18 protein-coding genes, 1 tRNA gene and 1 riboswitch are annotated in these 16532 nt (G+C 41.7%); of the genes, 9 read left to right on the top strand and 10 right to left on the bottom strand.

Going from position 1 to position 16532, the window contains the following annotated elements:
- Positions 1-14: 14 nt before the first annotated feature.
- Both QOW94_RS09330 and QOW94_RS09325 read right to left on the bottom strand, forming a co-directional pair.
- The gene (locus QOW94_RS09330) at positions 15-509 is read right to left on the bottom strand and encodes a MarR family winged helix-turn-helix transcriptional regulator (RefSeq protein WP_283680146.1); all 495 of its coding nucleotides are present in this window, start codon (positions 507-509) and stop codon (positions 15-17) included.
- A gap of 96 nt (positions 510-605) precedes the next feature.
- Positions 606-1415 carry a hypothetical protein gene (locus QOW94_RS09325; RefSeq protein WP_283680145.1) on the bottom strand — a complete coding sequence of 270 codons (810 nt, stop codon included), beginning with the start codon at positions 1413-1415 and terminating at the stop codon, positions 606-608.
- 143 nt (positions 1416-1558) lie between these two features.
- Between QOW94_RS09325 and QOW94_RS09320 the strand changes: the two genes are divergently transcribed.
- Positions 1559-1696, top strand: coding sequence for a hypothetical protein (locus QOW94_RS09320; RefSeq protein ID WP_283680143.1), 138 nt, complete (start codon positions 1559-1561; stop codon positions 1694-1696).
- A gap of 193 nt (positions 1697-1889) precedes the next feature.
- Here the strand turns inward: QOW94_RS09320 and QOW94_RS09315 are convergent, their stop codons facing one another.
- From QOW94_RS09315 to QOW94_RS09305, 3 genes are all read right to left on the bottom strand, one after another.
- Positions 1890-2627, bottom strand: coding sequence for a hypothetical protein (locus tag QOW94_RS09315; protein WP_283680141.1), 738 nt, complete (start codon positions 2625-2627; stop codon positions 1890-1892).
- Between the two features lie 387 nt (positions 2628-3014).
- A tRNA-Arg gene (locus tag QOW94_RS09310) sits at positions 3015-3086 on the bottom strand.
- Between the two features lie 321 nt (positions 3087-3407).
- Positions 3408-3734, bottom strand: coding sequence for a hypothetical protein (locus QOW94_RS09305; RefSeq protein WP_283680140.1), 327 nt, complete (start codon positions 3732-3734; stop codon positions 3408-3410).
- A gap of 123 nt (positions 3735-3857) precedes the next feature.
- On the opposite strand from QOW94_RS09305, the gene QOW94_RS09300 reads away from it, so the two are divergent.
- Genes QOW94_RS09300 through QOW94_RS09290 form a run of 3 tightly spaced genes read left to right on the top strand, consistent with a single transcriptional unit; the run spans position 3858 to position 7023 of the window.
- Positions 3858-4505 carry an NAD(P)H-hydrate epimerase gene (locus QOW94_RS09300; RefSeq protein ID WP_283680139.1) on the top strand — a complete coding sequence of 216 codons (648 nt, stop codon included), beginning with the start codon at positions 3858-3860 and terminating at the stop codon, positions 4503-4505.
- 51 nt (positions 4506-4556) lie between these two features.
- Positions 4557-5120, top strand: coding sequence for a M15 family metallopeptidase (locus tag QOW94_RS09295; RefSeq protein WP_283680138.1), 564 nt, complete (start codon positions 4557-4559; stop codon positions 5118-5120).
- Positions 5121-5142: 22 nt separating this feature from the next.
- Complete coding sequence (locus QOW94_RS09290; protein WP_283680137.1) at positions 5143-7023, top strand: FAD/NAD(P)-binding protein; 1881 nt, start codon at positions 5143-5145, stop codon at positions 7021-7023.
- 81 nt (positions 7024-7104) lie between these two features.
- Here QOW94_RS09290 and QOW94_RS09285 read toward each other — a convergent pair whose 3' ends face one another.
- The 3 genes from QOW94_RS09285 to QOW94_RS09275 all read right to left on the bottom strand — a co-directional run bounded on the left by QOW94_RS09285 (position 7105) and on the right by QOW94_RS09275 (position 9858).
- The gene (locus tag QOW94_RS09285; RefSeq protein ID WP_283680136.1) at positions 7105-8274 is read right to left on the bottom strand and encodes an MFS transporter; all 1170 of its coding nucleotides are present in this window, start codon (positions 8272-8274) and stop codon (positions 7105-7107) included.
- 167 nt (positions 8275-8441) lie between these two features.
- Positions 8442-8948: a hypothetical protein gene (locus QOW94_RS09280; RefSeq protein WP_283680135.1), complete on the bottom strand. Its 507-nt coding sequence runs from the start codon at positions 8946-8948 to the stop codon at positions 8442-8444.
- Positions 8949-9231: 283 nt separating this feature from the next.
- Entirely contained in the window at positions 9232-9858 is a 627-nt protein-coding gene (locus tag QOW94_RS09275) for an LVIS_2131 family protein (RefSeq protein WP_283680134.1), read from the bottom strand.
- Positions 9859-9948: 90 nt separating this feature from the next.
- Between QOW94_RS09275 and QOW94_RS09270 the strand changes: the two genes are divergently transcribed.
- Entirely contained in the window at positions 9949-10899 is a 951-nt protein-coding gene (locus tag QOW94_RS09270; RefSeq protein ID WP_283680132.1) for a linear amide C-N hydrolase, read from the top strand.
- On the opposite strand, the gene QOW94_RS09265 is transcribed toward QOW94_RS09270, so the two are convergent.
- On the bottom strand, positions 10891-11697 hold the full coding sequence (locus QOW94_RS09265) for an HAD-IIB family hydrolase (protein WP_283680130.1): 807 nt from the start codon (positions 11695-11697) through the stop codon (positions 10891-10893). The two genes, QOW94_RS09270 and QOW94_RS09265, sit on opposite strands and share 9 nt — an antisense overlap.
- 110 nt (positions 11698-11807) lie before the next feature.
- Positions 11808-11898: riboswitch (TPP riboswitch) on the top strand.
- Between the two features lie 137 nt (positions 11899-12035).
- Here QOW94_RS09265 and QOW94_RS09260 point away from each other — a divergent pair.
- From QOW94_RS09260 to QOW94_RS09250, 3 genes are read left to right on the top strand one after another with little or no spacing between them, the layout of a single operon-like run.
- On the top strand, positions 12036-12611 hold the full coding sequence (locus tag QOW94_RS09260; RefSeq protein WP_283680128.1) for an ECF transporter S component: 576 nt from the start codon (positions 12036-12038) through the stop codon (positions 12609-12611).
- Positions 12612-12622: 11 nt separating this feature from the next.
- Positions 12623-14053, top strand: coding sequence for an ABC transporter ATP-binding protein (locus QOW94_RS09255; protein WP_283680127.1), 1431 nt, complete (start codon positions 12623-12625; stop codon positions 14051-14053).
- Positions 14050-14703: an energy-coupling factor transporter transmembrane component T family protein gene (locus tag QOW94_RS09250; protein ID WP_283680125.1), complete on the top strand. Its 654-nt coding sequence runs from the start codon at positions 14050-14052 to the stop codon at positions 14701-14703. Before QOW94_RS09255 ends, QOW94_RS09250 begins: the two co-directional genes overlap by 4 nt.
- A 116-nt stretch (positions 14704-14819) precedes the next feature.
- Here QOW94_RS09250 and QOW94_RS09245 read toward each other — a convergent pair whose 3' ends face one another.
- On the bottom strand, positions 14820-15836 hold the full coding sequence (locus QOW94_RS09245; protein ID WP_283680123.1) for a zinc-binding alcohol dehydrogenase family protein: 1017 nt from the start codon (positions 15834-15836) through the stop codon (positions 14820-14822).
- Between the two features lie 150 nt (positions 15837-15986).
- Between QOW94_RS09245 and QOW94_RS09240 the strand changes: the two genes are divergently transcribed.
- Positions 15987-16352, top strand: coding sequence for a winged helix-turn-helix transcriptional regulator (locus tag QOW94_RS09240; protein WP_283680121.1), 366 nt, complete (start codon positions 15987-15989; stop codon positions 16350-16352).
- The last annotated feature ends 180 nt before the right edge of the window (positions 16353-16532 follow it).

Genomic DNA, 16532 nt, shown 5'->3' with positions numbered 1-16532 from the left:
ATCCACCTTTCAATTCACTTTTTCTCTGCTGAATCATGATCAGCAGCTAACTGATCCTGATACTTAGCAATGCTACCTGAAACGTCATTCAACGTATCCAAAATGAGCTTTTGTTGCTCACCTGAGAGTTTGGCCAAGTTATTATTGATTTCTGCGTAAAGGTCCTGATGAAGTGATTCATGAGCATCAAACACTTGCATCCCCTTTGAGGTCAGCGACAATAACTTTTCCTTTTTATTTCCATCAGCGTAGTTGATTTTAATCAGATTCTCTCTCCGCAAGTTCTTGATTTGCTGGGAAACGGCACCTTTAGTTATCCCAAGTCTATCAGCTATCATTGTTACGTTTGAATTATCATAATTACCAATCGTAACTAAAAGGTGTAATGCACGCGTACTGATCTGCACATCACCTAAGATGTTAATCGGTACCTTCTGAATATGGTCCATCTGGTTGTTGACCTTGATAAAGGATTCAATCAACCGTTTCAAAACGTCATTAGAAATCATTATGCCTCCCAAGTTAACTATATTAAGTATAGTTTATCTCTAAACAAATATAGTATACATCTAAACAATAATTAATCAATAACCCGTCCGGAAAAACTATTTTTCGTGGAGCATAACAATGTCAGTCAACCAATTACTAAATTCAACTAATAAATGAACCGCGTGCTGTCTAATAATAAAGTTTGGTAATATTGCTGGAAATTCAACCTGCAAGCGAGCGTGGAATCGATTGCTTTCATCGGTCATTTCATGACGAACACCACCAATTATAAACCCATCGTCTAGCTGGCCAGTTCCAACCGCTTGATAGGTAAAGCTCCTATTCCGTTTTGTCTTTAGTCCCTTTTCCTTACCGTATAGTAACGTAAATTGGTTAGCAATCCTTGTCCCGCCAGTCATTTCGACCACCGTCTGATCACTAGCTGAACCGGTACTATAAAAGTGATTTGGATTAGCCTTGAAATTATAATACTGATTTTGACTACTATTTTCAGTCATCATCCGATTAAACGTTGAAATAATCTCTTTGGCAGAAATTGGACTGTTATCTAAATAAATATCAGCAATCGCCACCTTATTCCGTTTCAAAGATGTGATTACCCCAACCTTTGATGCCAAGTTTGCCAGCTTAGTTTGGCTTTCTAGGGCGTCCTTGAGGGTATCCTGACCGACTCTAATTTTCTCAGCAATCACCGCTGTCTTCATATCCACAAGCGGCATCTCCGCAGTTAGTTTCAAATCCGTGCCGACTAGTTTATTAAGTAGCTTAGCCGTCTTTAAGTACTCCCGTCGCTGCCACTCCTGTAGATCTTTAACCGAAAAGTGTTCGGCACCAATAGAAAATGTGAACGGTAAGGTGCTTAGTCGATTCTCGGCGGCTTTCACCTTGGTGTATAAATCATCCATGATATGTCCCTCCTCTAGGTTATGTTATTACCCTTTATATAATAGCAGGATTCGGGAAAAAGCAAACAATTCCTGGCCACCTCACAGTTAACTATCCTAACTGTGAGCAAGCCATTGTTTGGAGGCTTGAATTTAAACCTTAAGTGCAACAGCGACTAAAAAAATTCCTGTCTGGATCAATCAACGAACACAACCTATTTAGTGGCGATTGGCTTGGCTTGTCGAAGATTGAGAATGGCAAGCTAAAGGCAGAAGGCACTTTTGAGGGTAATGGATATTAATTAAGTCTAACTTAAAAAACTATAGTTACAAACAGAATTAGCTCACGAGTAATGACCCAACTGATGTACCGTTTGGGAATGCTCGTGAGCTAATTTTATTTTTTGAATATAATTGCCTCTAAGTCACACATCCTAATGCAAATCTAGACTGTGCTTTTGTATTTTATCCATTCTTTTTCATCGATTGATAAATCTATATTCCAACCGTTGTTTGTCCTGTTGTTTTTGGCATTCGAAATGCAATTACTAAGTAACGAACTGCAAATAACGTGCAAATAATTCCTAAAACTGTGAACCAGCTACCATCCAGTGGAGGAATAAGGGTCGCAAAGAATCCCAGTCCCTTTGGCAGGAAAGTAAATATCGTGCCAGACAAAGTGAACCATCCAAGCATAATTGTTCCATAGCGTCGACTTCCCATTTCCTGGAGCTTAAATGAAACAGCCAAGGCAAGAATTGCATTCGTAGACATCATGAGAATTAGACACATTTGGTCACCAAGTCCCAATCGAATGAGGAAAAACAGTGAGAACCCTAATGCATATCCAACTATACCATAACGCCATCCCTCACCTGTAGACACATCGTGTTTAAGATATTTTTTCCAAATAGTATTTCTTTCATATTTAACTGAGTAATACAATGAAAATATCTCAATTCCCACAAATGCCACGCAGCCTGCCCATAAAACCTCGAACAGCCAAAAATGAATTGTGGTAAACCACTGATGAAATAATAATGAAAACGTCAGGTCATGGCCAAAATACCAAGCATGCATCCAAAAATAAAAAGGTGCTTCCTTACCCTTAACCTGCATCACCATGCTAGTAATATACTGTGCGAATCCGAATGCATATGTCATAAATGCCATCAAAACTGCGGCTGACTCATTATGATATACAATGGACATCACTTGATTAATCGTATACATATTGTCATCTCCTTTACCTATATGAATTAGTAAATCATATATTTTAGACAAGTTCGCTACAAATACGAAACAAGTGTGTATTAGTGTTGAAGTTTACATTTTTTGTACCCCTAAAGATGCCTACGCCTTCGACCCTATGGCTTTCGCCCTAACTAAAACACTTGAAAATAATCGTTTTGCGTACCTAGAATTCCTAGGAACAATCAGCTTTCAATAAATTTGAAAGCCAAGTGAGCACAGAAGAAAGGCCAGCAGACGCATATAGCTTTGCTGGCCGATAAATAGTATTCTCATAAATTAGTGTTGTATTTAGATAAGAACCAATCGTTATATTTTATATGTTTGGACTAATATGCAGATCCCCAACATATCAACATTTTGTACTTATGCGTCCCCCGAGAATCGAACTCGGATCATGAGGACCGAAATCTCATGTGATATCCATTACACTAAGGACGCCTTACGATTACTAATTATAGGATTCTACGGTTGAAAACTCAACCACCTAATGATGGGTTAAGCAAACGCTGAATCATAAATGGCCAACGGAGTGAATGTAACAATATCAATTGGTTACCGTCCTTTATTGATTCCGCTGCCGCTAATCACAAAAGTCCATATGACCTTCAGCCATGAAATTGTTCTTCCAAGCGTCAAGCTTGGTTAGAACAAGGGTAGAGTTTGAGACTACAGGCTCAAACCTATCCCCATGGCGTTCCAAGGTCAATATGGACTGTGATTAGTAAAACATCATAAAAACAATATAAAAAGGAGGGCTTCCTATCCCTCCTTCGCTATTTCATCCGCCGAATCCGCCAAATACGCAAAAACCGCATCTGCGTTTGCCTTAAAATCCTCAATCCAATCGGTGGAGAAAGGGTCAACCGTATGAGTCTTCTTATCCGTTATCCCATACACACCCAGTTCTCCATCCACCAGTTTTGCCGTATCATAATGACCCTCTTCGGCCTCATCAAGATACCCCTGGAACGACTGCAAAATCGTATCGTAAATAACATCTTCCACAGTTGCTTCCTTGCCAGCCGCTTTCAGCTCGCTGACCTTTTGATTTACTTCGTCCATATTCAAAGGAACATCTAATTCCATGCATAATTCCTCCATTCTTTTGTCAATTAGATTATACTACATGAAAACGTAAACCTTACTTGCATTTCGAAATGGTTTAGCTGACTATTGAACTAGAGATAAATTTGGCAGGAGGTAGCGACAATGAGTCATTTGATCACAGTTCAAGAATCACGAGATCTCGATAAGAAAACAATTGAGGAAATTGGTATTCCATCCCTCGTTTTGATGGAGCGGGCCGCCCTTGGTATCTATAATGATATGCAAACTAACCCAGAGTTAGACTTAACCAAAACTCTGGTGCTGGTCGGCAACGGTAATAACGGTGGTGATGGGCTTGTTGTGGCTCGTTTGTTATATACCCACGGCTACGACGTTGACTTATTATTGGTCGGCAATCCTGACCACTCCAGTGAAGACCACCGTGCCCAGCTAAAAGTCTGTCAGTACTACCAGATTCCAATCGTTGATACTGACACTGACTTCAATGACTACACGACCATTGTTGATGGCCTCTTTGGTAGCGGCTTGGCTCGTGACGTTGAGGGCGAATACAAAGACGTGATTGCCAAGGCCAACGCCTCAACCGCTAAGATTCACGCTATCGACATCCCATCAGGACTGAATGGCGATACTGGTAAAGAAATGGGAATTGCCATCAAAGCAGCATCCACCTCAACTATCGCTTACGAAAAAGTTGGCATGGCAAAACCAGAAGCAACTAATTTTACCGGCAAAATATTTGTCGATGATATCGGGATTTACCGAGGAACTAAATTTGATAATGATTAACCAATAAATTAATATTAGATTAGTATCTACCTTAATTTCGGAGGTGCCAGAATGGCAGACAAAAAGAATCAGGGTTACATGAACGTTAAGGACGCGGATCCCGACATTATTGTGGATCTGAAATACGCAACTGACGATAACTTCACCCATCAAGTGGTATACGATTTTGATCAAGCAATTTCGCGAATCGATACCGTTAATAAACTAGCCAAGGCGAGTGCTGCTCTCAAACCACAAGGATATCGCCTTAAGATTTGGGACGCATACCGACCAACCTACGCTCAACGCCGGCTATTCGAAGTATACCCTGACCCTATCTGGGTTGCTGAACCGGATCCAAATTTCAGTCACCAAAAGGGCGTCACCTTCGACATCACGTTGACGGATAAGGACGGCAATGATTTAGAAATGCCAACACCGTTTGACGACTTTTCTGGCTTAGCCAAACGTAACCAGACTGCTAACTGGACAAAGGAAGGTCTCAAGAACTACACCATTTTAAATGATGCAATGACCGCAGCCGGATTCACCGGTTACGAAAATGAATGGTGGGACTTCCGCGACACAGATGCGGATGAATTCGGTCCCCTCGAAGTTGATCCAAAAGATTATTAATAGAAGAAATAGGAGTTTTAAAATGAAAATTGCTATCGTAGGTGCGGGACCTCGGGGAGTTCTCGTAGCCTCATCCCTATTAAACCAATACAAGCACCGAACTAACCAATCCGAAAAACTAGAGATCAAGTTATACGACCCATATGGAATTGGCGGTCGCGTTTGGCGAACTGACCAGTGGGAAGGTCTGATTATGAATTCTCCCGCTGACCAAGTTTCCCTATTCACAGACAGTTCAGTCAATACCAAAGCAACGATTTTTGACGGTCCATCCCTGTACGAATGGCTTGCCACTGACGAATCAGAATCCTTCATGAAGGAAATTGGCTTTGAGGAGACCACCATTTGGGGAACCAAAGTTATCAAGGGGAATGAATACCCCGCTCGAATTCTTTATGGTGCGTACATCCAGTGGGTTTTCAAGGAATTACAAACTAAGGTGCCACATAACGTCAGCCTTGAAGTGGTCAAGAGTCAGGTAATCAACCTTTCTAACGAAACAGATGACCAGGTGTTAGTTGAAACTTCAGAAAAAAGTGAGGTCTTCAATAAGGTAGTTATGGCCCTCGGTCAACAAGATAATTACCTCAATGATGAGGAACAAAAGCTCGCGTCATACGCAGAGGAACACGATTTAACTTACCTGCAACCAACTCATCCGGGCGACGTAAACGTTGATGATTTACCAGCCGGTGAACCAGTTTTGATTAGAGGGTTATCACTCTCCTTTATTGACTACGTTTCAGAACTAACGATTGGTCGGGGTGGCCGTTACATCGAAAACGATGATGGCAACCTGTTCTACCAACCATCTGGACGGGAACCCAAAATCATTGCTGGCTCTCACCACGGTATGCCATACTATCCAAAACCAATCAGTGAAAAACGGTACGGGGAAATGCTCAAGCCCGTATTCCTAACGGACGAAAATATTGAAAATAACCTTGAGAACGGCAAATTACCGTTTGAAAAGTTCCTCGATCTTTTAAAACTCGACTTGCAGCTCAATTACTATACTCGTCTAATTGATGACGCCTACCCATTTAAGAGTGCTACTGAATTCAAACGCGCATTCATTGATGCAACTGATAAGCAAGCCGTGATTGATAGCTATGGTTTCAGCGAAATGGATAGTTTTGATTGGGACTACATCAACGATCCATTTAAAGACGTCCAAATGATTTCGACAACTGACTATCAAATGGTTCTTGTTGATTGGTTAAATTCAGTTTATAGTGACGCGATGAAGGGATCCAAGTCAGGCCCAATCACCTCAACCCTTGAACTACTGAGAGATTACGTGCCAACCTTTAGAAAGTTAGTTGCGGAACATCGTTTTTCAAATGATGAGTTTGTTCGCGACTTCCGTGGTAGTTTTCTCCGTGACCGAAACTTTCTTGCGGTCGGTGCCCCAGCCTTACGAACTGCTCAGCTATCAGCTTTGATCAGAGCCGGTATCGTTACTGTGATGGCTCCCGGAATGGAAGTTAAACCTAAGGACGGATGGTTCGTTGCGGGCTCACCAAAACGGAATACCGATGTGTTCAAATCATCAGTATTAATTGAAGCCAGAGTACCAAAGGCGGACATTGAGAACACATCGAACCCATTGCTCGAAGAATTAAAACGGAACGCAATGATTCACGAACGGTCACTTAAGGTGCGTGACGAGGACACTGGCCTGTTTGCTGTCGATGTCAACGAAGACACGGACCAAATGCTGACATCAACAGGAACACCTCAACCATCTATTTATATTTGGGGCGTTCCTCTTGATGGGATTCGGTTTGCCACAACGGCGAGCCCACGCCCTGGTGTTAATGATCCAAACTTCCAGACCGCTGATAAACTGGCGGGATTGATGCTTGGATTGGAAGTTGCGGATGACGTAAGAATGATGTAAAAACATCTACAATTAATAAAAACAAAAAGAGAAGGCTAATTTTCTTGAAAGTGAAAATTAGCCTTCTCTTTTTTGATGTGATTATTTTACTTGTTTTCTAACTCTATTCAAAATTATCAGGGCCACAAGAGCGGCAACAGTATACAACATTCCACCCACTCCTAGTGACTTCAATCCCAAACTGGTCAGCATCACCGAACCCGTTGCGGAACCAACTGCGATTCCTAGGTTACTAAAAATTGAATTAAGTGACGATGCCAAGACCACTGATTGAGGGTAGTCCTTTTCAGCAACTGCCAAGTAAAACAGCTGAACTGGTGAGTTTTGGAGATACATAGTAAAGCCAAGAACGATTAGTGATAGCAATGCCACCCATGGTAAATTGAACAACAGTGGTAAGGCAATCAACGCAACTGCTTGTAAAACATAAACTTTTTCAATCGTTTTCAAACCATCTCGATTAGCTAACCGACCGCTCACTTGATTACTTGCAAGGGACGCAAACCCATAGACAAACAGGAATGGAGTTACAAACGCAACTTGGAACTTTAACCCTTCCGTAACGATTGGTCTTAGGTAGGTATAAGCCACGTACACCCCACCAAGGTTAAGGGTTGGCAGTAAGATTCCCAAAATAATTCGTTTGTCTTTGAACATTGCCAGTTGCGACTTAAGTCCTTTTGACTCACCCTGCCGAAGTTCGGTTGGAAGGGAGAATGCAAATAAAATCATAAGGACAATCGTCAACCCAACAATCAGCCAGAAATCCAGTCGCCAACCAATTTTTTCACTGACCCAGGTTCCAATCGGCACGCCGAAGACTGAAGCGATACTGAAACCAGAGAATACCCAAGACACTAACCACGCCCGTTTTTCCATTGGGGCAATGACGGCCGCATAGGTAATGGCGATTGAAACGGTGATTCCAGAAACCATCGCGGTTAAAATTCTTGAAATTGATAAAATTGCAAAATTAGGAGCCACTGCCGTCATCAAATTAGCCAGAGTAAATATTCCCAGTAACAACAACATCACTCGATACAGACGGTGCGAACCAACCGCAACCGAAAGAACCGGCGTAATAATGGCATAAACAATCGCAAACAGCGTCACCAAAAAGCCAACTGAAGATATCGCGACGTGAAAGTCTCCTGCCAGGTCGTTGATGATTCCGACCATAATAAATTCGCTCATTCCCAGCATAATGCCGATTGACACGAGAATGACGCTTTGAGTACCAAACTTTTTCATCTGATTCTCCTTTCACTATTTAATTTTGTTATTAAGACACAATTCACCATGATAAAGGAAAGCTTGTGAAAATGAAACCCCTAAACCAGTCAAAATAGTATGCTTTTCGCGTAAAAAAAGATCAAGCTACTTGAATACCAAGACTTGATCTAACTTTATTTATCTACCTAATTGTACTGTCCCTCAACACTTTGCCATGAAATTGGCTCAGTGGTGATTGCGTACCATACCTTAACATTATGTAATTTGGTAGTTTTGATTTCCGTACCCTTAGGACTTGGTTTCTCGCCGTTACTAAGAATCCGTCCGTATGAGAAGTAATGATGAGCATTGATTTTTAGTGATGCTGACTTTCCGTTCATCATTTGGTTCTTGGTGTAGAAGTTACCATTAGTCTTACCGTAACCAAGCAGTGCTTTCTTTCTAGTTCCAAACATAAATGAATCATTGGTTGTGGCTCCCATTATCACTTGGTACTTCCCCTTATTCAGGTTAATTACCCGTACCGATTTTGAATCTAATTTTTCCTTGGTATTCGTCGGAATCGATTGACTAAGCACTCGTGATGCCGATTGTTTATGGCTGATGTAGCCGGGAAGCGTGAAGCCACTAATTAAACCAACGGCAAGAACGGCAACGAATAACCAGGTGAATCCCTTTGCTTTTTTGCTCATAAGAATATCGTCTCCAATATAAGATTAAAGATTTCTAACATTTCATTAGTATATCATTAAATTGTTCTAATTTTTAGACTTTTTTCATACCACTAAAGTTCAAACAACTCTTGAATCAGATTATCATTGACTAGGCCCAAATTCAACGTAACGTTGAAATGTTAGGTGTTTTTTAATAATGAAGGGTGCCGTTGGGTCCTTTTTATATCAATCGATGGTCAAAAAAATGGGACGGAAAACATCCGAAGATGATCTCTGTCCCACAAAGCTACTTCTATCATAACTACTTGGCTTCTACCTTCATAAACGACTTATCGGGAATTCTAATCAAATTGAACCGATTAGCCTGACGGCCGGCGTGCAACCCAATTCCGTTAATGAAGTTCTTCTTATAAGTTGTCGTTACGGTACCAACCCAAGCATTCTGATACCTAGAATCCAAGTGTGTTAACCACTCTTTATTCCACTTATACGCCTCTGCTGGTACGCTTAACGGATTCTTGCCATAGGAAATCGTGGCGTCACTACTAAATACCTCGAACTTACCACCATCAACGTAGTATGTATAAGTTTGGATTGGCTTGCGTCCCTTAGAATTTGAGATCGTAACGTAGTGCGAATTTTCACCATACTGCAAGATAAGTGGTTTGTATTCGTATGATGTTGTTACCGCGTTTTTGTTTAATTTGGCAACGTCCTGGAAGAAAGTAGCGTACGACATTCCCCATAACGCCAGTAAGAAAACTACCAGTTCAATTGCCGACCGGGTGAAGTTCTCCCAAGTAAACGTCTTTTTCTGCGTCACAATCAGTTTTAGCCGTCGTGCGCGCATATCGTGGATCATCCATATCAGATAAACGATAAGAATGAGCCATAGTCCCATCCCTACCAGGTTCCATGCTGACTTCATGATGTATCTCCTTTTAATGTGATTGCCTTTAGTTTACACTATTTATAACCATTTTTAAAACAACAACCAAATGAATGTAGGTGAATTGCTGTGTGTACAAGTATAACCCTGAAAACTTTAACCGACAGTATGATTGCTGGTCGCACAATGGACTTCCCAGTCAATGCAGACTGGCGCCCCGTTTTAATGAATAGTGAAACCTACCCAACGGTCCTAGAAGGAACTCGTCCCATCAAGTATCCATACATTGGTGGTGGTCGGATGGTCGATGACCGTGAGCTACTAGTAGCCGATGGCGTTAACGTTGCTGGGCTTAGCTGTTCTGAGCTGATGTTTCCGCTGAAAGCCAGTTATAATAGCGAACCCGCAACGGGCAAACTAAATCTAACTCCTCAGGACTTTTTGTTCTGGGTTCTCGCTGAACACGACACCATCGCAAGTCTTAAGAAGGGCCTTGACTCCGTCCACTTGGTGGGCAAAGAATGGCTGGCTGGCAACGAAGTCTTCTCGTTTCACTGGATCATTCAGGATAAATCGGGGGCCACTTTAATCGTCGAACCAATCAACCACCAGCTTCACGTGATTGATTCTCGTCTTGGCGTGCTGACTAACTCCCCAACCTACGAGCAACACGTCAATAACCTCGGTGATTACCTAGGCATCCAACCGACTGACCCTAACTTCGACGAACAGGTTATCGCTAAATCCCGCCAGTTAGTTACCAATCACCAAGTCCCAGAAGCTACCAACACGCCAACGACCAGATTTCTACACGCTGCTATTAAAAAGCTCGGCACGCCTCGAAGTGATAACGCTGAAGTTGCCGTTAACTTCGTGTTTGAAACCCTCCATGAAGTCGCAATTCCGTTCCACCCATCAATGAACGACCATCCCAACTTCAACTACACCCACTACATTTCAGCGTGGGATAATACGAGTCTGAGTTACTACTTTCAGGATCGAAACGCCAGTGACTGGTCATCATTTTCCTTATCAGAATTACTTAAAACCGAGCCAAAGCAGAATCGGTTTCTAGCCTAAATACTCGTCAATTTTCTTTTGCACGGCTTTCTCGTCATTAGTTAGCTCAAGAACATTAGGCACCATCGCCGTTAGGTCAGGCGCAGCATTCTTAACTGCGTAACCTTCACCAGCATCACTAATCATCTCGTAATCATTGCCGTTATCACCAAACGCAGCTACATCATCAAAACTAAGTTGCCACTTTGCGAGCAGCTCATCAATGGCGGCGGACTTGCTGACTCCTTTTAGCATGATGTCGATGCCGTTCATTCCTGATGACACAGCGACTAGCTTCCCACCAAACTTTTTGTTAACTTCAAGGGCCATTTCCAAAGCGTTAGCATCCTTGAACAAGACATCGACCTTATAAACAGCATCAAAAATCATCTTAAGGTCAGCAACTGCCTGCATATCTTCGTAGAAGTACTTGGTTGCCTTGAACTCATCGGAGTCGGCTGGCATGTTGTTATACGAACCATTGCGGCCGGCTAGTGTTACCTCAGCATTGGCAAACTCTGGTTTAGTTTTGAACCAATCAAGTAATTGATGAAGTAACAATGGGTCGATGATCTCTTCTTTTACAATGATACCGTGTTCGTCAACGGTAAGGGCGCCGTTATCACAAATATATGAAATTGGGCCACTATTTTTGCTAAAGGTCTTTAGTTGGTGCGAATAGGGATTGCTACTGGCTGAGATGAAGTGCATCCCCTTTGCTGCCATCTTATCCAGCTGAGTTTGAAATGCTTCCGTATCAAACTCACCCTTGCTATCTAAAAATGTGCCGTCCATGTCGGCTGCGATTACTTTTACCACAATAGTTCCTCCTAAAGTGAATAATAACTGTACTAACTATCATTTTACCGCAGGCCGTTTTAATAATGAATTGCTAAAATTCAAATAATTTTGTATACTAACAGGGATCATACAACTATCTGGGGTGCCTTTAGGCTGAGATAAAACCCATCGAACCTGATCTGGCTAGTACCAGCGAAGGGAGCATAATCCGTTGTATTTATAATGGAAAAATTGCATTTACGATGATTTTTAATTCAGTCCGGGACTCTCAGTCTCGGGCTTTTTTTCGTCGTAAATTCAATCTGCTTAACATTTCTCCATAGTTTGTATGAAATACTTTTTGGAGGTCTTGTTTTATGGAAAACAAGAAACAAAGTCAGTGGACTTTACGCAATATCATTCTCATTGCGTTGATCGCTATTTTTACCGGTATCATCTTTTGGGGAGCAGGTTTTCTTTACACTGCTTTAACTGTTGCCCTTACCCCAATGGGAATGGCACCTTTTGCCAACGATATTCTCATGGGTCTTTGGACAATGGCTGGCCCACTATCTGGGTTCTTGATCAGAACTTACGGTTCAGCCTTTATCGGTGAGTTTCTAGGTTCAGCCGTGGAAGTATTCATGGGTGGCCAATGGGGCGCCGGCGCCTTTATTTCTGGTTTAGTTCAAGGAGTCGCCTCAGAATTAGGCTTCGCCCTCACCGGTTACAAGAAGTACAACTGGGTTGGCCTTAACGCCTCAATCTTTACCACAGTTGTTGTAACCTTTGCTTGGGACATGATTAAAAACGGGTACATGCACTACTCGATCATCATGCTTCTCGGTTTGTTCATAACCAGATATATTTCAACATTCATTTTTGGAGGATTATTGACTAAGGCAATCGTCAACATGCTTGACCGGAGCCACTTATCAGTATCAACCAACTAAAGGAGAGTAACATGGCTGACGTTTCGGTAACTAACTTTAGTTTTAAATACAATCAAGCTAACACTAATACGCTTGAGGATGAGAACCTGACCTTTCAAACCAATCACTTTTCCCTATTGTCGGGGCCTTCAGGAAGTGGCAAAACCACCCTCTTGAAGTTCATTGCGGGCCTTTATCCTAAATTCGTCGAGGGCAATGCAACAGGGAGCATTCAATTTGACGGTAAGGATATTACCAGCATTCCGGCCAGCGACCGCAACCAGCTCGTTGCCATGATGTTTCAAAACCCTGACCAGCAATTTGCCATGAATACGGTCAAAGCTGAGATGACTTTCGTTCTCGAAAACATCCAGACTGACCCAGCTAAGATGGATGACATCATTGATAACGCACTTAAGTTTGTGGGAATCAGTGATTTGAAAAATCGGGAAATCAATACCCTCTCGGGCGGCCAAAAGCAGAGGCTGGCACTCGCCTCAATCATTGCGATGGACTCAGAGGTAATCGTCCTCGATGAGCCGTTTGCTAGCATCGACTATGATACGCGGGTGGATTTGATTGCTAGACTAAAACAACTTCAGACGGAACACGGCAAAACAATAATTCTTTCAGACCATGATCTCAGCAACTACAAAGAAGTCATTGACGACTTCTTCTATCTTGACCCAGCTACCCGCCATATAGCTAAGTTAAATAACACTCAAAAAAATGCATTCTTTCAAAGATTTGAACAAACAAAAATAAAAGAAACAGTAGTTGCTGAACCAAGCGCCAGTGATCCTAAGATTATCAACTTTGCCGACTTTAATTTGAAGCCCCACGGTGATTCGCTGCTCCAGCTCAACGGTTTTAATTTCTATCGGGGGAAAACGACTTTAGTCACTGGGGAAAACGGGATTGGTAAATCCACCCTGTTTGACGCAATGACGAGGCTAACGAAATATCAGGGAACAATTTCGTATGCCAAGAAGAACATCGCCAAAATCAAACCGTTGAAGTATGCCCAAAACGTCAGCCTGTTGTTTCAAGATGCTGAAAGTCAGTTCTTGAACATTACCGTTAAGGAAGAACTGGATTTATCGTTAAAGAATCGTTTCACTACCAACTACTCTGAGGATAATATCAACCAGATGCTTGGGGAACTACATCTGGATAACAGAATGGACCAAGTCGTCTATTCGTTAAGTGAGGGGCAGAAAAAGAAACTGCAAATTCTCGAAATGTTGATAATGAATCCCCCAGTATTGTTACTGGACGAGCCCTTGAAGGGACTTGATTATGATTCATTGAGAACCATTGTCGGCTACCTTAAGGACGCAAAGATCCGCTTTAACCAAACGCAGATAATTATCAGTCACCAATTTTCAGGGATAATTGACCTGATTGATTATCATGTTGATTTTGCGGCTCATAATCTAACCTACCAGGAGGTCTTGAAATGAATCCTGGCTTGAAACTCTTTCTAGTCGTAATTTTGGCACTAGAGGTATCGTTTACCCAAAGTCTAATTGTCAACCTAGTGTTGATTGGGGTCAGCCTCCTTTATTTACTCCTTCATAGGATGTCCCCAAAACAATTTCTCGGGTTGATCTTCTGGCCACTATTTCCAGCGCTTGGGTTGTTCGTTTCCCAATGGCTGTATGGTGACGCTGGCATTCACTTTGCGTTTGTCCTATTTACGCGGATCTATGCCTACGTATTTTTGGGCGCTACGTTTACCATCACGACCAATATTACCGACCTATCGCTGACCCTTGAACAGGACTTTAAGTTGCCTTCCAAGTTTGCCTACGGGGTGTTGGCAGCGTTCAACTTAATGCCCAAAATCATTTCTGAGGTCAAAACAATTAAAACAGCCGCGTTAATGCGGGGTGAGGTACTCCACTTCTGGACGCCAACCCTATATTTCAAGGCAATCCTCGCTTCGATTCAGTGGTCACAAAACCTGGCGGAGGCCATGACGTCACACGGTTTTGTGGAAAACCAAGAACGAACCCATTATCAGGTGATTAGAATCACCGCAATGGACTGGTTGCTGTTTGGAGGCGGACTGATCATTGTAAATTTGATGTTCGTATTTATTCATTATTAAAAAATAGAATTAGCTAAATTAAAAATCCGATGAAGATGAGATAGCAAGCATATAAAGATGCTTTTGATATCTCATTTCATCGGATTTTTATCCATAATTATCTATACTTGCTGTTACTACCTTACTAGAACCACCTTACCAATCATCCTACCACTTTCAACTAATTCATGAGCTCTCCTTAAATTAGCGGCATTAATTGGCGATAACGTCTTAGTCTCAGTTGGTTTTAACTTCTTATTATCCAGTAAATCCGCAATATGATTTAATATTTTATGCTGAGTAATCTCGTCATCAGTGCTGTAGTAAGACTTTGAATACATCCACTCCCATGCAAACGTGACTCGTTTCTTTGTCATCTTTTTTAGATCAATTGGATGCTTATTCTCCGTGATTGATGCAACTCTACCAGAGGGTTTAATTAAATCAGCCATTTCATTCCAGTGCTGATCAATATTATTTAGTTCGAGAATATAATCAACGTTTTTAACTCCAAGTCTATGAACTTCAGTTACAAGATTATTGCGATGATTTGCAACCAAGTCAGCACCGTGGGCAATAACCCACTTTTTAGTTTCCTCACGTGAAGCCGTAGCTATTACTCTCAACCCAGCAAGTTTTGCAAGCTGGGTAGCAACTGAACCAACTCCCCCTGCACCATTGATAATCAAAATAGTCTTATGACTGTTGACTTGTCTGTCATTAGGATTGATTTGTAACTTCTCGAACAATGCTTCCCATGCGGTTAAGGATGTAAGAGGCATTGCAACAATCTCTGGATTAGACAGGGTTGTAGGTGCTCGGCCAACAATTCTCTCATCAACCAACTGATAATCGCTGTCACTTCCTGCACGCTTGAAATCACCGGCATAAAAGACCTTATCTCCTTCTCGAAAAAGAGTAACTTCTGAGCCAATCTTCTTTACGGTACCAACTGCATCCCATCCAATTACTTTTGGTGTTTTACGAATTCCTCTTCCAAAGCGCCTAACTCCGGTATCAACCGGGTTTACGGAAACTCCTTCAACTTGCACTAAAAGATCATGTCCGTTCGGCTGAGGAATCGGTTCCTCAAAATCAATTAGACTAGCTTGGTTATTAATGGGTAGATGTTGCTTAAAGCCAACTGCTTTCATTCTAATCCTTCCTTTCTTCAGGATTAGAATAGGCCATACACCTTACGAAGACAATCGTGAAATTTTTGTTACCTAGTAACATTTTTTTCACTAGTCGTACTTAAAAAAAGAACTATAATTAGATTCAGGAAACACTCTGGAGGGCTGAAAATGGAATCAAAAAGGCATATCTACGACTGTGATGAGGGGTGTCCAATTGAAAGCACTCTGCAAATTATATCTGGTAAATGGAAAAGCGTTATTATATATCATCTGATCAAGGGTGATGCAACTCACTTTGGCGAATTACTACGAAGTATGAGTGATTGTTCGAAGAGAATGTTAGCTTTGCAACTAAGAGAATTAGAAAAAGATGGGGTTATAGATAAAATATTAATTCCATCCTTACCGGCAACAACCAAATATAAACTAACAGAATTCGGCAAAACCCTAGAACCAATAATCATGACCATGGAGAAGTGGGGAAACTATTATAATCAAACTCATTCTGAGAATAAAAAGGAGGCTGGGACATAAGTCACGCCGATAAATAAACTGGACCATATTTTCCATGATTCTTCGGAAAATATGGAACTTAGTCAAATCGTATTGATGAAGTTTCTGAAGCATCGCCGAAAGGTGATGCTTTTTTTGTCTAATCATGAATCAATCTGATTCTGATGAATAAATGGGCCATATTTTTAAAGCCATAACAAC

The organism is Lentilactobacillus sp. Marseille-Q4993 (genome assembly GCF_951230165.1).
Classification (GTDB): domain Bacteria; phylum Bacillota; class Bacilli; order Lactobacillales; family Lactobacillaceae; genus Lentilactobacillus.
The sequence above is the reverse complement of the archived record's forward strand: the minus strand, read 5'-3'. Positions and strand labels throughout refer to the sequence as shown.

Excerpts from the sequence above, each read along its gene's own strand:
- QOW94_RS09245 (WP_283680123.1), bottom strand. The coding sequence starts at position 15,836 with ATGAAAGCAGTTGGCTTTAAGCAACATCTACCCATTAATAACCAAGCT.
- QOW94_RS09255 (WP_283680127.1), top strand. The coding sequence starts at position 12,623 with ATGGCTGACGTTTCGGTAACTAACTTTAGTTTTAAATACAATCAAGCT.
- QOW94_RS09250 (WP_283680125.1), top strand. The coding sequence starts at position 14,050 with ATGAATCCTGGCTTGAAACTCTTTCTAGTCGTAATTTTGGCACTAGAG.
- QOW94_RS09300 (WP_283680139.1), top strand. The coding sequence starts at position 3,858 with ATGAGTCATTTGATCACAGTTCAAGAATCACGAGATCTCGATAAGAAA.
- QOW94_RS09315 (WP_283680141.1), bottom strand. The coding sequence starts at position 2,627 with ATGTATACGATTAATCAAGTGATGTCCATTGTATATCATAATGAGTCA.
- QOW94_RS09280 (WP_283680135.1), bottom strand. The coding sequence starts at position 8,948 with ATGAGCAAAAAAGCAAAGGGATTCACCTGGTTATTCGTTGCCGTTCTT.
- QOW94_RS09240 (WP_283680121.1), top strand. The coding sequence starts at position 15,987 with ATGGAATCAAAAAGGCATATCTACGACTGTGATGAGGGGTGTCCAATT.
- QOW94_RS09290 (WP_283680137.1), top strand. The coding sequence starts at position 5,143 with ATGAAAATTGCTATCGTAGGTGCGGGACCTCGGGGAGTTCTCGTAGCC.
- QOW94_RS09295 (WP_283680138.1), top strand. The coding sequence starts at position 4,557 with ATGGCAGACAAAAAGAATCAGGGTTACATGAACGTTAAGGACGCGGAT.
- QOW94_RS09330 (WP_283680146.1), bottom strand. The coding sequence starts at position 509 with ATGATTTCTAATGACGTTTTGAAACGGTTGATTGAATCCTTTATCAAG.
- QOW94_RS09305 (WP_283680140.1), bottom strand. The coding sequence starts at position 3,734 with ATGGAATTAGATGTTCCTTTGAATATGGACGAAGTAAATCAAAAGGTC.
- QOW94_RS09275 (WP_283680134.1), bottom strand. The coding sequence starts at position 9,858 with ATGAAGTCAGCATGGAACCTGGTAGGGATGGGACTATGGCTCATTCTT.
- QOW94_RS09325 (WP_283680145.1), bottom strand. The coding sequence starts at position 1,415 with ATGGATGATTTATACACCAAGGTGAAAGCCGCCGAGAATCGACTAAGC.
- QOW94_RS09285 (WP_283680136.1), bottom strand. The coding sequence starts at position 8,274 with ATGAAAAAGTTTGGTACTCAAAGCGTCATTCTCGTGTCAATCGGCATT.
- QOW94_RS09260 (WP_283680128.1), top strand. The coding sequence starts at position 12,036 with ATGGAAAACAAGAAACAAAGTCAGTGGACTTTACGCAATATCATTCTC.